We start from the raw sequence: 14773 nt of genomic DNA on the forward strand, positions 1-14773 counted from the left end.
GCTGTCCGGGAGATTAGACCGCGCCTCGGGGCCCGTCAATACCCGAACCGGGGGGCAGATCTCAGAGTTCTCTGATAAAGCCGCGTTTATCATCGTGATCATGCCGAGACGTCGCCGGCTCGTTCTCGTGGCGGGCCTCGCCGCGGCCGCGGTGATCGTGGGCGCGCCGCTGCCCGAGCCGCCGGCCGGATCGGTTCCGACGACCGGCATGCCCGAACCCGCACCCGCCGACCCGGCCCCGGACGCCACCGCGACGACGCCGCCCGCGGCCGCCGGCGACGAGACGGTGCGGCTGGCCTTCGCCGGCGACATCCACTTCGAGGGCGACTACCGCGACGTGCCGGCCGATCCCGCCAGCACCCTCGGCCCGATGTCGGACGTGCTGAGCGCGGCCGACCTGGCCATCGTCAACCTCGAGTCGGCGCTGGCCGTCGGCGGCATGCCGGCCGCCAAGGAGCTCGAGGACCCGGCCAACCGGTTCTGGTTCCGCACCGGCCCGGCCGCTCTCGACGTCCTGGCCCGGTCCGGCGTCGACGTCGTGTCGGTCGCCAACAACCACGGCGCCGACTTCGGCCCGGCCGGCTTCATCGAGACCATCGCGGCCGTCGAGACCGGCAGCGTGGCCGTCGTCGGCGCCGGCCGGAACGAGCGGCAGGCGTACGCGCCCTACCGGGTCAGCGTCAAGGGCACCGACATCGCCGTCCATGCCGCCGACGCCTCGCGGGCCGAGAGCGCCGACCCCATCTGGGCGGCCGCGCCGGGGACCGGGCCGGGCCTCGCGTCCGCGCGCGGTCCGGGGGCCGACGCGCTCGCCGCCGCCGTCCGCGTGTCGGCGCAGACGGACGACCTGGTCGTCGTCTACCTGCACTGGGGCGAAGAACAGAACGCCTGCCCGATCGAGAGCCAGCAGGTTCTGGCCGGGCAGCTGGCCGAGGCCGGCGCCGACATCGTCGTCGGGACCCACGCGCACATCCCGCTCGGTGCCGGGCTGCAGGGCTCCACCTACGTCGCCTACGGTCTCGGCAACTTCTACTGGTACCACGGCCGCGAGTCCGAGACCGGGGTGCTCCAGCTCGACGTCAGCGGCGGCGTCGTCGTGGGCGACGAGTGGCTGCCGGCGCGGTTCGTCCCCGAGGGCGGCGGCGCGATCCCGCTGACCGGCAGCGTCCGCACCGAGGCGGTGCGGGAGTGGCATGACCTGCGCGGCTGCACGAGCCTCGCCCCCGGGCCTGGCCCCGACCCGGCGGCGGCCGGTGTCGCCCCCGGCCCGCCGCCCGATCCGGTCGCCCCCGAGCTGCCCGCGTTCGCCTCCTCCATCGAGCCGATCGGCCCGTCGGTGAGCGCCGGCATGGTGAGCCACACCGAGGGGACGTGCCCCGTCCCGCTCGCGGACCTGCGCCACCTCGTCGTCACCCATGTCGGGTTCGACGGCCGCGCCCGCCGCGGCGAGCTGGTGGTGCACGCCGACGTCGCCGCCGATGTCGTCGACGTGTTCGCCACGCTCTACTCCGCCCGGTTCCCGATCGAGCGGATGCTGCTGGTCGACGAGTACGGCGGCGACGACAACGCGTCCATGGCGGCCAACAACACCTCCGGCTACAACTGCCGCCGCGTCGCCGGCCAGTCGACGTGGTCCAACCACGCCTACGGACGCGCCATCGACATCAACCCCGTGCAGAACCCGTACGTCCTCGGCGACGTGGTGCTGCCGCCGGCCGGGGCGCCGTTCCTGGACGTCGATCGCTCGTCCGACGCCCCGGCGCTGCCCGGCGTCATCCGCGACGGCGACGTCGTGCGCCAGGCGTTCGAGCGGATCGGCTGGGAGTGGGGCGGCCTGTTCTCCGACCCCGACTACCAGCACTTCAGCGCGCCCGACGCGCCATAGGCGGCGCAAGTGAGGCTCTCCTGCTCGCTCCGTGGGTCGGCGGTCGGTGGGCACAGCCTGCAGGCTCACACCGTCGCGTTGATCATGGAGAAGCGCGGCCTCCCGGGGCCCCGAGACCCCAATTTCCCCATGATCAACAACGTACACGCCGGGGCAGCAGAGCCCGCAAAATGAGGCTCTCCGGTTGCTGCCGTGGGTGGGGTCCGAGCCTGTTCGACGTGGATGGGCGCGACGGGCATCGGTCCGGTGCGGGGGAGCCGAGGGCACGGCGCCGGCTGCCTCTGTAATGCGCACCTATACGCACGACCCGCCCCGGCTGCGGCCTTGGCGGAGCTGGTCGTCGCTCGGGACCGGGCACATCGGTCGCCAAGGCGGCGGCCAGAGTAGCCAAGGCGACCGTTAGCCGAGCCAAGGCGGCCAGGTCCACGCCCGGCCAGTGGTGCGTATTGGTGCTCATTGCAAAGCCGGCGAACGGGCAGTCGGTCACCCCGGCGGCCACGGCGGTGTGGATGAGGGATCGGTGCAGCCATGGCGACCCGGATCCCGCAACCATTCACGATGCACTCGCCCTGTATCGGCCTCGCCACTTCAAGGCACGACCGTGATGACGATCGCGAGCAGCACGTGCGGGATCGCGACGAAGGCGAGGAAGAGCAGGACGATCAGCGGCAGCGCGCTGGAGTCGGACCCTCGAGGCGGTGCCGGACGGGGCTGACGCGGCGCGGCGGCCGCGGCCGGTGCGGGTCGCGGCGGTGCCGGTGACGGCGACGGAGAGGGCGGCGGCTCGAGCAGGGCGTCGCGCGCGGCGACCAGCCGCCGGAAGGCTCGCGCGTCGCCGCCGGTGTCTGGGTGGCCGCCCCGCAGCACCTCGCGCCGGAACGCCTGAGCGACCTGTTGCGGAGTCGCGCCCCGCCGTACCCCGAGCACGTGGTGCGGTTCCGCACCGAGTTCAGCCTTCATGCTCATACGACGCCTGACGGCGGCGATCTGTGACATCGAGTGTTCATCCGCCATGCGCCCGGATGCGGCCGCAGCGGGGTAGCGGGCCGTCTACCCTCCTGCCCATGAGGCGTGCGGTGCCCACGGTGGTGTGGCTGATCGCCGCGGTGCACCTGGTCGTTGCGCTCGCACAGACAGCGGTCTTCCCGAACGCGCGCTCGCCCGACGAGCGGCAGCAGGTCGACCTCGTGCTGCAGGTCGCCCAGGGCGACGCGTGGCCGTGGCCGGACCCCGGGACCGCGTTCGTCACGGAGGGCGTCGACGCCGGGTTCTTCGTCCCGACCGACCGGCTGCCCGAGCGGCAGCACCTGGCCGACCGCGACGACGTCCCGGCGCGCGGCGAGCGCCCGAGCTACGCCGACGCCGGCGGCGCGACGCCGCTGGACGGGCCGGTCGACGAGCCGGTGTACAACCAGCTCATCCAGCACCCGCCGCTGTACTACCTGCTCGGCGGCGCGGTCGTCAGCCTGATCCCCGGCTGGGCGGACCAGCCGCTCGACGCCGTGTGGATGGTGCTGCGCTGGGGCAACGCGCTGCTCACGGCCGTGCTGCCGATCCTGCTCTTCCTCACCGCGCGCCGCCTCGGGCTGGCGTCGCCGCTGCCGGTCGTGGCGGCCGCGACGCCGCTGGTCGTGCCCGAGCTGATGCACATCGAGTCGTCGGTCAACAACGACAACCTGCTGATCGTGCTGTTCGCGGCGGCCACCTACCTGGTGGCCAGAGTGCTCACCGGCGACCTGCGCTGGCGCACCGGCGCCGCGCTCGGCGCCGTCACCAGCCTGGCGCTGCTCACCAAGGGCTTCGCACTGCTGATGCCCGCGTGGATCGTGCTGGCCTACGTGGTCGCCGGGGTCCGGGAGCGACGGCGGGCCGACGCGGTCCGCGGCCTGCTGGTGGCCGGCGCGGCCAGCGTGCCGGGTGCGCTCTGGTGGCTGCGGAACAAGCTCGAGTACGGCACGATCCAGCCGCACGGCACGCACGCCGAACCGCCCGACCTCACCGCGGTCTACGGCTGGTCCGACGGCGGCTGGGACTGGCTGTCCCGCTTCGCCGAGCGGATGGTGACGCTGTTCTTCGTCAACGACCACGACTCCTCCCGCTCCCTGGACCCGTCGTGGTGGATGGCCCGGGTCGCGCTGGTCGTGCTGCTGGCCGGCATCGCCGTCGCGCTGGCCCGCCGCGGCCTGCCCCGTCCGGCCGCGCTGGTCCTGCTGTTCCCGATCCCGGCGCTCGCCGGCATCGTCGCGCGCGGCTCGTGGGAGCAGTTCGCCGCGTTCGGCGACACCGCGGCGGCGCAGCAGGGCCGCTACCTGTTCCCCGGCTTCGTCGGGCTGATGGTCGTGGCCGTCGCGGGGGCCGTGGCGCTCCCGGTGGCCTGGCGGCGGTGGCTGCTGCCGGGTCTCCTGGCGCTCGCGGTCGCGATGCACGCCGCGTTCTGGCACGACGTGTGGACGCTCTACTGGCTGCCCGCGGACGGGATCGGCGGCCTCTGGCGGGCCGTCGAGGCGATCGCGTTCTGGTACCCGTTCCCGCCGGTGCTACTGGGGGTGGTGCTGGTGGCGGGACTGGTCGCGGCGGGCTTCCTCGTCCGCTGGACGGTCCGCGAGGCGGCTGCGCCGGCCGCGCCGGTCGAGCGCGAGAAGGAACTCGTGGCGTGAGGCTCGCGACCCGCGCCGCGCTCCCGCTCGCCGTGCTCGCGGCGCTGCTGCTCTCGGCCGTGGCCGCGCTGGTGCAGGCGCCGTACGTGACCGGCGACGAGGCGCCGCACATCGACTACGCGTACCAGGTGTGGCAGGGCGAGCTGCCGGTCTTCGAGGACGGGCTCGAGCACCGCCCGGAGGGCGCCTGGCTCGCGCCGGTGCAGTGGACGGCGCAGCATCCGCCGCTGTTCTACCTGCTGGTGGCGCCGGTCGTCGGCCCGTTGGCGGAGGCCGGGCACCCGGTCGCGGCCGTGTACGCCGCCCGGGCCGTCAACGTGCTGCTGTCCAGCGTCCTGGTGCTGGTCGCGCACGGTGCCGCGCGGCGGATCTGCCGGCCGGGCAGCGCCGTCCCGCTGATGGTCGCGTTCGTCGTCGCGGCGATGGCCGCGAAGTCGCTCATGGGCGGCTCCGGCTACAACGACCTGCTCGCGGCCGTCTTCGTGACGGCGACGTTCGGCGTCGCAGGCACGGCGATCAGGCGCGGCCTGGACACTCGGCTGGTTCTGACGCTGTCGCTGCTCGCCAGCGGCGCGGCGCTGACCCGGCTCTCGGCCGGCATCGTGGCCGTCGTCGTGGTGGGCGTGGCCGGGCTCGCGGGGATCGTCCGGGCACGCCAGGGCCGCGGACGGTGGGCGCCGGTGGCCGGCCTTGCACTCGGCGGCCCGGCGATCGTCCTGGCCGCGGCCGGCTGGTTCTACGTCCGCAACGTCGAGCTGACCGGCACCGTGACCGGGTCGCACTTCGACTGGTCGATCGAGAACCAGGGCCGGTCGCCGAAGCCGCTCTGGCTGGTGCTGGTCGAGTACGTCACCTGGCTGCGGCTGCCGAACCTGTTCTGGTGGTCCGGTCAGCAGCCGCCCCGCACCACCTACGTCTGGGCGACGATGATCGTCACCGGCATCGTGCTGGTGTGGGTCCCGATCGCGATCGCCGTCGCCCGGCTGATCCGCCGCCGGGTCGACGACACCGACCGGCTGCTGCTGCTCGCCCTGCTGGTCCTGCCGCTCCTGGTGCTGGTGGCCATCCAGGTGGTGTTCGCCTCGAACAGCGGCGGCGTGTACCCGCGCTACCTGCTGCCGGTGGCGCTGCCGCTCTGCCTGGCGATCGCCGCCGGGCTCGCCACCCGGCCACGTCTGCTGCTCCCGGTGTGGACGGCCGTCACGCTCGCCGACCTGGCCGGCTGGGTGGCGCGGGAGCTCAGCACCGCGCCGGCCGAGCCGTGGTACTACACGGACGCGCCGGTCCCGTCCGTCGTGGCCGCGGTGCTGGCCGGCGCCGCCGTCATCGCGACGGCCCGGCTGGTGGCCGAGACGACGACGGCGAACCGCACGCAGGCGCCGACGGCAGCAGCGCCGGCCACGCAGGTCAGCGTGCCGACCGCGACCAGCTGACCCGGCGAGAGCGGGCTCCACGCGGCCAGCAGCGCCGCGGCGTCGGAGACGCCCTCCAGATGCCCCCAGTACATGCCGCGGAAGCCGTAGACCAGCGACACCGCCGCGACCACACCGGCGCCGCCGACGATCCACGGCACCGCGACAGCACGCGGCCGGATCCCGAGCGCCGTCACCGCGGCCAGCGCCGCGAGCCCGGCGAACAGGTACCGGCCCTGCACCGCGGTGATCCAGCCGGTCTCGACGTAGTGCTGCCACGCGTTCGCCACCACGCTGGCCCAGAGCGCGACCGGGAAGAGCAGCAGCACCGCGGCGTCGCGGCGGGAGTCCGGCCGGACCAGCGCCGCCACGCACAGCGCCGCCACGATCGTCGCGCCGCCCCAGAACACCACGGGCGCCACCCGCAGCTCCAGCCAGCCGAAGTCGCCGAAGAAGGACCGGGTGAACGCGGTGACGACGGTCGTGACGAAGTGGCTGAGCCCGGCGTTCGGCACCGGCTCCCACCGCTCGGGGATCCCGACGGGCTGGACGGCGCCGTACACGAGGAGGTTCCGCAGCCACCACCAGCCGCCGGCGGCGAACGCGACCAGGCCAGCGACGCCCAGCCGCGACGCCCGTGGCCACCACGTCCGGCGCAGGTCCGCGAGCACCGGCCGGCCGGTGGTCCCGGCCAGGATGAACGCCACGACGATCATCGGGACGGCGAACGCCGCCATCACCTTGGTGAACAGCCCGACGCCGACCGCGAGGCCGAGCCCGGCCGCGGTCCGCCACCGCAGGTCGCCCGCGAGCACCCTGGCCGTCAGCCACACGATCACCGCGCCCGAGAGCGTGACCAGCGCGTCGTTCGTGACGGCGGTGAGGATGTGCGCGGACATCGGCACGAACAGCACGCCCGCGGCGGCGACCAGCGCCGCCGGCCGCGCGTCCGGGCGGTCGCCGAGCAGGCTGCGCACCGTCGCGGCGGCGAGTAGTGGCAACGGCGCGAGCAGCAGCACGTCGAACAGCCGCAGCGACAGCAGCAGGTGGTCCCAGCGGGCCTCCGCCGTGCCGGTCGCCTTGAGCCAGGCCGCCGCGGCCGCGTAGTAGAGCGGCGGGTGCTGGGTCATCTGGTCGACGGCGTCGAGGCGCCACCCGCCGCCCCCGGGCGCAGGGAGCGCGTTGTCCGCCGAGACCTCGAGCCGCCGGTCGTCCGGGAGCGGCTCGACGTCGGTGTACTGGACGACGTCGTCACGGTTCCAGTGCCGCCCGGGCAGGTCCGAGTCGAGGGCGGCCTGCCCCCGCGCGCCGTCCACCGCGGGGCCGATGAGCGCCTCGCCGGGGGCCGGCCAGCCGCCGCCGTAGGCGAGCCGGAGCACGCTGTTGAGGTGCTGCGGCTCGTCCGGCGCGCGGAACGCGGGCGTGAGCACCGCCCAGCTCGCGGCGACCGTCACCACCAGCAGCGTGATCGCGCCGAGCGCGGCGCGGTAGCCGGTGGCGTCACGCATGGGCCGCTCGCCTCCGCCGGGCCGCGGCGAGGCCGAGCGAGAGGTCCGCGACGGTCATCAGCACCCGCGACGCGAGCACGGCCACGACGGCGGCCCCGCTCGACACCTGGTCGGCGAGGACGACGGCCAGCACGGCCTCGCGCACGCCCACCCCGGCGGGCACCACCACGACGAGGAAGCCCACCGTCCAGGCCAGCGCGTACGCCCCGGTCGTCAGGGCCGCCGTCGCGAGCGTCGCCTCGGCGCCGAGCGCGGTGACGATGAGGAACAGGTGCAGGCCGGCCAGCAGCCACGCCAGCAGCGCCCAGGCGGACGCCGTGGCGACGCCGGCCGCGCTCAGCGGGTGCTCGAGCGGCGGGCGGCCGAACCGGCGCAGCAGGAACCCGAGCAGCCGGTTCAGCACGGGCGGCAGCAGCAGCACGGCGAGCAGCGGCAGCGCCAGCAGCGCCAGGCCGTACCTGTCCCGCACGTCCGGCGGCCCGGCGAGCACCGCGACGACGGCGACCAGCAGCCCGGTCACGATCGAGACCAGCAGCGCCACCGCCATGACGGTCACCGACCGGCGCCGCGGTATCCGCAGGTCGGCGCCGATCTCGGCGGCGGCGACGAGGTTCCACACCCCGCCGGGCAGGTACTTGCCGAGCTGGGACAGCAGGAACATCCGCGCCGCCGGCCCGATCGGCACCGCCGAGCCGAGGTCGGTCAGCACCGCGCGCCAGGACGCCATCGTCACGAGGACGTACACCAGCGCCAGCGCGAACGCGGCGAGCACCGTCAGCGGCGGCAGCGCCGACCACGCGTCGCGGACCTCGTCCCAGCGGCTCGCGATCGCCCACGTCGCCGCGGCGAGCGCCAGGACGAGGAACGCCCGCCGCACCCACGGGTCGCGGGTGAGCGCGAGCAGCCGCCTCATCGTCGTGACGTCGCTGATGCGGAGTCCAGGGCGTCGACGAGCGGCGCCACGACGGCGCCGGCGGTGAACCGCTGCGCCGCCGCGCGGCCGGCCGCCCGCGTCCGTACGAGCACGGCGCGGTCGGCGACGGTCGCGATCGCCTCGGCGAGCGCGGCCGCGTCGCCGGGCGGCACGAACACCGCGGCGTCGCCGAACGCGCGCCGCTGCGGCTCGGTGTCGCTGGTCACGACGGCGCAGCCGGCCGCCGCGCCCTGGTAGACCTTGTTCGGGACCACGGCGAGCGCCTTGGCGGTCGCGCCGAAGATGCCGAGGCAGACGTCGTGCGCGGCGACCAGGCCGGGCAGCTCCGCGGACTCGACCCAGTCGCGCCAGGTCACGTCGACCGTGCCGCCGGGCGGGATCGCGGCCAGGATCTCCCGGACCGCCACGGCGTCCTGGCCCGACCCCGCCAGCGTCGCACGCACCCGCACGCCTCGGCGGTCGAGCAGCCGCAGCGTCTCGGCGATCACCGGGGCGCCCTGGAGCGGCGTGAACAGCCCGAAGAAGACCACGCCGAGCGGGTCGCCGTCCGCACCGGCCGTCGCGCGGGCGCCTGCGTCGAACCAGGCCCGCGTCGCGCCGACCGGGACGACGACGGTGTCCTTGCGCCGCCGCTCCGGCACCTGCGCGGCGTGCTCCTCGGTATCGGTGACGACGACGTCCGCCGCGGCGATGGCCAGCCGGTCGAGGCCGGACAGCAGCACCGTCCGGACACCGCCGTCCACACCCCGGTCGCGGGCGGTGCCGGCGGCGAAGATCAGGTGGTCCAGCACGATCGTGGCGGACGGGAACAGCACCCGCGCGAGCAGTACGTCGAAGTGGCCGAGGTACCCGACCAGCACGTGGCTCGGCCACTCGTCGCGGCCGAGCCGGCGGGAGCGCCGGGCCAGGCTCAGCCAGCGGCGGCCCAGCTTCGCGGCCAGCAGCGGCAGCCGCCACGGCTGACGGAGCATGCCGACCCGCTGCGCGGTGTCGAGGCCGAGCGGCTCGTCGATCTCCAGCACGTCGATGCCGCGCTCACGCAGCCCGTCGACGAGGACCTGGATCCTGGGGTGCGCCGTGGCGTCGTACGTCCCGAACGCCACGACCTTCACGACGCGAGCGCCGTCTCGCCGGCCAGTTCGTCGGGCAGCTCACCGGCGAGGTCGGCGGCGGTCGCCGGTTCGCGCCGGGCGTCCTCGTACTGCATCGACTTGATCCGCTCGAGCGACTCCTCCAGCAGGATGCGGTTCGTCCGTTGCAGGTCGACGATGACCAGCAGCGCGAAGGTCAGCAGCGCGCCCACGAGCATCGCGCTGCCGAAGATCAGCGACTGGACGTGGCCGTCGCCGTCGCCCATGAACCAGTAGACGAGGAACCGCACGAACGGCACCAGGCCGGCCAGCAGCATCGGCACGCCGATCCAGCCGAGGATCACGTTCGGCCGGTACATGAGATACGACCGGGAGATCGCCCGTCCGGACAGGTACATGTGCTGCCACTGGTTCTTGAACAGCCGCGACTCGCGGGTCTTCGCGTTGGTGACGATCTGCAGCGACGTGATCGCCAGGCGCTTGTTGCCGGCCTGGATGATCGTCTCCATGCAGTAGCTGAACTGCGTGACCACGTTGAGCCGCAGCAGCGCCGCCCGCGAGTAGGCCCGGAACCCGCTGGCGGCGTCGGGCAGGTCGGTGCCCGCCGCGAAGCTCACCACGCGCGAGCCGAACCGCTGCATCGCCTTCTTGAACGGCGAGAAGTGAGCGATCGTGCTGGTCTGCCGGTCGCCGATCACGACGTCCGCCTGACCGGCGATCACCGGCCAGACGAGGTCGGGGATGCGGTCCTGCGGGTACTGGTTGTCGCCGTCGGTGTTCACGACGATGTCCGCACCGTGCGCCAGGGCGTGGTCGACACCGTCGCGGAAGGACCGGGCCAGGCCCATCGTGCGGGGGTGACGGAGCACCTCGGCGCCGTAGGAGCGGGCCACCTCGGCGGTGCGGTCGGTGGAGCCGTCGTCGACCACCAGCACGCGGATCTCGTCCACGCCGGGGATCGTGCTCGGGATCGACTCCAGCACCAGGGGGAGTGTCTGCTCTTCGTTGAGGCACGGGATCTGGACGTACAGCTTCATGACATCCTCGCGCGGGGACTGCAGGGGAAAGCCGGGAGCAGGCTAACCACGCCGCGGGACCTTCCACCGGCCGTCATGGCCACTGTTCGTCGAGGGTTCACGCGAGGTTCTACGTCCGGCCCTCGATCATGGGGCTGGCACGGTGCCGGCGACGTAGTGGGCCTTCATCGTGGTCGCCATGTCCTCCTGCCAGGCGATCATGTCCGCTCGCAGCTCGGCGTCGGTGCGGTCGCCGGTGCGCAGGTCGGCCATGAACGTCTCGTACTGCTCGAAGGCCCAGTCCTCGATCCCGAAGGTGTAGCCCTGGATGCCGCCCTCGCCGTAGTACCCGCCGGGCCCCACCAGGGCATCGACGTCGATGGAGTGGTCGACGTTGCGGCCGCAGCTGTAGCCGCACGCGGCGTCGTCGGTGTAGTCGTACACGAGGTGCCGCTTGTCGTTGCTGGCGAGGTACATGTCGTCGAGGGCGTCGGGGACGGTGCCGGCGTAGGGGAAGATCGGCACGAAGACACTGACGGCGGGCTCGCCCAGCGCGACCCAGATCGTGGTCAGCTTCCCGTCGTAGGGATCGCCGGGCTTCGAGCCCACGCTGACGAAGCCGAAGGTCGAGACGAACCGGTTGACGTGCCAGCCGAGCGGCTTCTCGCCGCTGTACGGCAGGTCGCCGATGCCGCGCGACAGCGACTCGATGGAGTGCTCGGTGGGAATGCCGTGCGACGGCACCTGCTGCTGGATGAAGTACCGGTAGCTCTTGTCGTGCGGGTCGTCCATGCGGATGCCCACGCGGTCGTGCCGGTAGACGGCGCTGGAGGAGTCCTCCCAGTCGTGGATGCCGTCGGGGGTGTCGCCCGAGTTGACGACGTCGCCGTTCGCGTCGACCGACGTGACCTGCTCGTCGAGGAAGTACGGGAAGCCGCTCGGCTTCGTCCAGTCGACCTTGCCGAAGTTGGTGCGCCAGTCGAAGCCGCCGTAGCCGCCGTCGGCCGGGTTCGGCTGGTCCTTGTCATCGTCGTGCGGCGACGTGTAGTTGCCGGCGGCGTCGGGCAGGTGCTCCTGGGTGACGTTGTCGCGAGTGAAGCTGTCGCCGTCGAGCTCGAAGGTCGCGACGTTGCCCCACCGGTCGAAGACGGTGATGATCGTCGAGGTGTTGCGGGCGGTGCTGGCGTTGAAGCCGCCGCCGTCGTTGGTGTCGCGCAGGATCTGCTCGACCTCGTCGACGTGCTCGGCCCGCGAGAGCAGGACGTGGTTGAGGTAGCCGCCGGTCATGCCGGCCGCGAGGTCCTGCGAGACCGGGAAGCCGTGGGCGGTGGCGAAGGCGGACGTGAGGGTGTGCCCGGAGACCTGCACGAGGCCGAGCCCCCGGTCGTTGCTGCCGGCCCACGGGATCTGCTCGCCGGTGATTGCGTCGAGTCCGGATGATCCCAGCGCGGTGATGCCGGTGTAGTCGAACCGGGACGTGTAGCGGTCGCCGGAGCCGAAGGTGGCGCCGTCGGCGGCGTAGGCGTAGGGGAGGACCTTCCAGCCGTCCGGGGTGGACCAGTGGTCGCGGTTCTTCCAGATCACCGGCCGGCCGTCGACCGTGGACGGGCCGGTGGCGGTCCCGGAGCTGGAGGCCTGTGAGGGGACGGCGGCGGCGAGGCAGCCGATGGTCAGCGAGGCGGCGGCCAGTCCGGCGGCGACGGTGCGTCGTGCGGTCATGACGTCACTCCGATCGTGGTGAAGCGGCGGGAACGTTCGAGCAGATCGGCGAACAGCACGCGGGCCGCGGGGTCGTGCGCGACCAGCTCCTCGGGGTGCCACTGGACGGCCAGCACCTGGCCGTCGGGGGTCTCGACGCCCTCGATCAGGCCGTCGTCGGCGAAGACGGTGGCGAGCAGGCCGGCGCCGATGCGCTTGACGCCCTGCCGGTGGATGCTGTTGACCCAGAGCTGACCCGGCCCCAGCAGCCCTTCGAGCCGGCCTCCGTGCGCCCGCACCGGGTGGGCGAGGTGGGCGCGATGCTGGTCGGGACGGTGGAACGGCGCGTACGAGGTGGTGGCGAGCTCCTGGTGCAGCGTGCCGCCGTAGTAGACGTTGATCACCTGCAGCCCGCGGCAGATGCCCAGGATCGGCAGGCCGCGGTCCAGCGCCTGGCCGATCATCGCCCACTCCAGCTCGTCCCTCGGCGGGTCCATGGTGGGCGTCACCCCCGGCTCGATGCCGGAGCGGTACCGGGCCGGCTCGACGGACGCGCCCCCCGCCAGGATCAGCCCGGCGGCGTCGTCGGGCAGCGGCGCGACGGTGTCGGCGGGCAGCAGGACGCGCGGCCGTCCGCCGGCCCGCCGGACCGCCTCTTCGTAGGGTCCCGGCGGGGTCTTGTGGCCTGCGGTGACGACGATCAGGGGTGCGGGCATCGGCGAGACCTCCCGGTCACTTGAGCCCGGTCATGGTGATGCCGGAGACCAGGCGGCGTTGGAACACGACGAACAGGACGAACAGCGGCAGCAGCGAGACCAGCGACATGGCCGACATCGGCCCGAGCTCCGAGCCGGACGTGGCGTCGAGGAACATCCGCAACCCGACGGAGAGGGTGTAGTTCTCCGGGCTGTTCAGGTAGATCAGCTGCGGCATGTAGTCGTTCCACGTCCAGATGAAGGTGAAGATCGCCGTGGTGGCGATCGCCGGCCTGATCAGCGGCAGCGTGACGTGCCACAGCCGGCGCCACGGCCCGCACCCGTCCAGGACGGCGGCCTCGTCGAGCTCACGGGGGAGCCCGCGCAGGAACTGGACCGAGAGGAAGACGAAGAACGCGTCCAGGGCCAGGAACTGCGGCACGATCAGCGGCAGGAAGCTGTCGGTCCAGCCGAGGGTGTGGAAGATCGTGTACTGAGGGATCAGCAGCACTTCCTTGGGCAGGAACAGGATCGCGATGACGACGGCGAACAGCGCCGCCCGTCCGGGGAAGGCCAGCCGGCTGAACGCGTAGGCCACCAGGGTGCAGCTGATGACGTTGCCGACGACCGCCGCCGTCGCGATGATGGCCGAGTTCAGGAAGAACGTGCCGAACGACTCGACGCCGGCGCCGTCCCAGCTCTGCACGAAGTTGTCCAGCGTCCACGTCCGCGGCCAGAACGACGCGCCCTCGATGATCTCGCTGGTCGGCTTGAACGACGTGAGGACCAGCCACAGCACGGGGTAGAGCAGCGCCGCGAGGCACAGTCCGGCGACGGCGTGCGGCCACAGCGCTCCCGCGCGGGGCCGGCGCCGGCTGCGCGCCGGCCGGGCGATCGTCTGGTCAGCGGCCATAGTGCACCCACTTGCGCGAGGTCCAGAACAGCAGGCCGGCGACGACGCCGAGCAGCGCGAGCATCACCCACGCGATGGCCGAGGCGTAGCCCATCCGCTGGTACTCGAACGCCTGCTGGTACAGGTTGACCGCGTAGAACAGGGTCGAGTCGGCCGGTCCGCCGCGTCCGTCGCCGACCAGCTGCGCCGGCGTGAACGTCTGGAACGCGGAGATCACGCCGAGCACCAGGTTGAAGAAGATGATCGGGCTGAGCATCGGCACGGTGATGCTGGCGAACGTGCGCAGCCGGCCGGCCCCGTCCAGGGCGGCGGCCTCGTACAGCTCGGCCGGTATCTGCTGCAGTCCGGCGATGAAGATGACCATCGGCGCGCCGAATCGCCAGATCTCCAGGGCGATGATCACCCAGAGCACCGAGGACGGGTTGTTCACCCACGAGCGCTCCTCGATGCCGAAGCTCGCCAGGAAGCCGGTGACGCCGCCGCCGTAGTCGAACAGCGCGCGCCAGGTGATCGACACCGCGACGCTGGCGCCCAGCAGCGAGGGCAGGTAGAAGAGCGCACGGTAGGCGCCCTGCCCGCGCCGTCGCGGTGCCAGCAGCAGCGCCGCCGCGAGCGCCGCGGCGAGTTGCAGCGGCACCGCCAGGACGACGTAGCCGACGGTCAGGCGCAGCGAGTGCAGGTACCGGTCGTCGTCGCCGAACAGCTGGCGGTAGTTGTCCAGGCCGACCCACTCGGGCGAGCTGAGCAGGTTGTAGTCGGTGAACGACAGGTAGAGCGAGAACGCCAGCGGCACCAGCACCAGCCCGATGACGCCGACCAGCCACGGCGTCAGGAACAGGTAGCCGGACCGGGACCAGGTGAAGTCCCGCCCCGGCCGCCGGCGCCCCGACGGCGAGTGCGGATCCCCCGCCCGGACGGGCGCCTCGCCGGCGTCCGGGCGGGAGAGCAGGTGGAGGTCCGGCAT

At 73.1% G+C, this 14773-nt stretch carries 11 protein-coding genes; 2 read left to right on the forward strand and 9 right to left on the reverse strand.

Annotation, left to right across the window (positions count from 1 at the left end; genetic code table 11):
• The first annotated feature begins 100 nt into the window (after positions 1-100).
• Positions 101-1885 carry a CapA family protein gene (locus BLV05_RS11440; RefSeq protein WP_082155559.1) on the forward strand — a complete coding sequence of 595 codons (1785 nt, stop codon included), beginning with the start codon at positions 101-103 and terminating at the stop codon, positions 1883-1885.
• Positions 1886-2473: 588 nt separating this feature from the next.
• Here the strand turns inward: BLV05_RS11440 and BLV05_RS11445 are convergent.
• Positions 2474-2845, reverse strand: coding sequence for a J domain-containing protein (locus BLV05_RS11445; protein ID WP_152690920.1), 372 nt, complete (start codon positions 2843-2845; stop codon positions 2474-2476).
• A gap of 104 nt (positions 2846-2949) precedes the next feature.
• On the opposite strand from BLV05_RS11445, the gene BLV05_RS38185 reads away from it, so the two are divergent.
• A complete protein-coding gene (locus BLV05_RS38185; RefSeq protein WP_152690921.1) occupies positions 2950-4542 on the forward strand; it encodes an ArnT family glycosyltransferase in 1593 nt (530 codons plus the stop codon).
• A 1267-nt stretch (positions 4543-5809) separates the two neighbouring features.
• Here the strand turns inward: BLV05_RS38185 and BLV05_RS11455 are convergent.
• The 8 genes from BLV05_RS11455 to BLV05_RS11490 form a co-directional block, all read right to left on the reverse strand.
• The gene (locus tag BLV05_RS11455) at positions 5810-7462 is read right to left on the reverse strand and encodes a DUF2142 domain-containing protein (protein ID WP_046770901.1); all 1653 of its coding nucleotides are present in this window, start codon (positions 7460-7462) and stop codon (positions 5810-5812) included.
• Positions 7455-8375, reverse strand: a complete 921-nt coding sequence (locus BLV05_RS11460) for a lysylphosphatidylglycerol synthase domain-containing protein (RefSeq protein ID WP_046770902.1) — start codon at positions 8373-8375, stop codon at positions 7455-7457. The genes BLV05_RS11455 and BLV05_RS11460 overlap by 8 nt, the downstream gene beginning before the upstream one ends.
• Entirely contained in the window at positions 8372-9508 is a 1137-nt protein-coding gene (locus tag BLV05_RS11465) for a glycosyltransferase (RefSeq protein WP_046770903.1), read from the reverse strand. Before BLV05_RS11465 ends, BLV05_RS11460 begins: the two co-directional genes overlap by 4 nt.
• Entirely contained in the window at positions 9505-10524 is a 1020-nt protein-coding gene (locus tag BLV05_RS11470) for a glycosyltransferase family 2 protein (protein WP_082155561.1), read from the reverse strand. The genes BLV05_RS11465 and BLV05_RS11470 overlap by 4 nt, the downstream gene beginning before the upstream one ends.
• Before the next feature lie 126 nt (positions 10525-10650).
• A complete protein-coding gene (locus BLV05_RS11475) occupies positions 10651-12222 on the reverse strand; it encodes a C45 family peptidase (RefSeq protein ID WP_046770904.1) in 1572 nt (523 codons plus the stop codon).
• On the reverse strand, positions 12219-12917 hold the full coding sequence (locus tag BLV05_RS11480) for a gamma-glutamyl-gamma-aminobutyrate hydrolase family protein (protein WP_046770905.1): 699 nt from the start codon (positions 12915-12917) through the stop codon (positions 12219-12221). Before BLV05_RS11480 ends, BLV05_RS11475 begins: the two co-directional genes overlap by 4 nt.
• Positions 12918-12933: 16 nt before the next feature.
• Positions 12934-13809, reverse strand: coding sequence for a carbohydrate ABC transporter permease (locus tag BLV05_RS11485; RefSeq protein ID WP_063932611.1), 876 nt, complete (start codon positions 13807-13809; stop codon positions 12934-12936).
• Positions 13799-14773 (reverse strand): carbohydrate ABC transporter permease, encoded by a 975-nt coding sequence (locus tag BLV05_RS11490; RefSeq protein ID WP_082155562.1) that lies wholly within the window; start codon positions 14771-14773, stop codon positions 13799-13801. Before BLV05_RS11490 ends, BLV05_RS11485 begins: the two co-directional genes overlap by 11 nt.

The organism is Jiangella alkaliphila, assembly GCF_900105925.1.
GTDB lineage: Bacteria > Actinomycetota > Actinomycetes > Jiangellales > Jiangellaceae > Jiangella > Jiangella alkaliphila.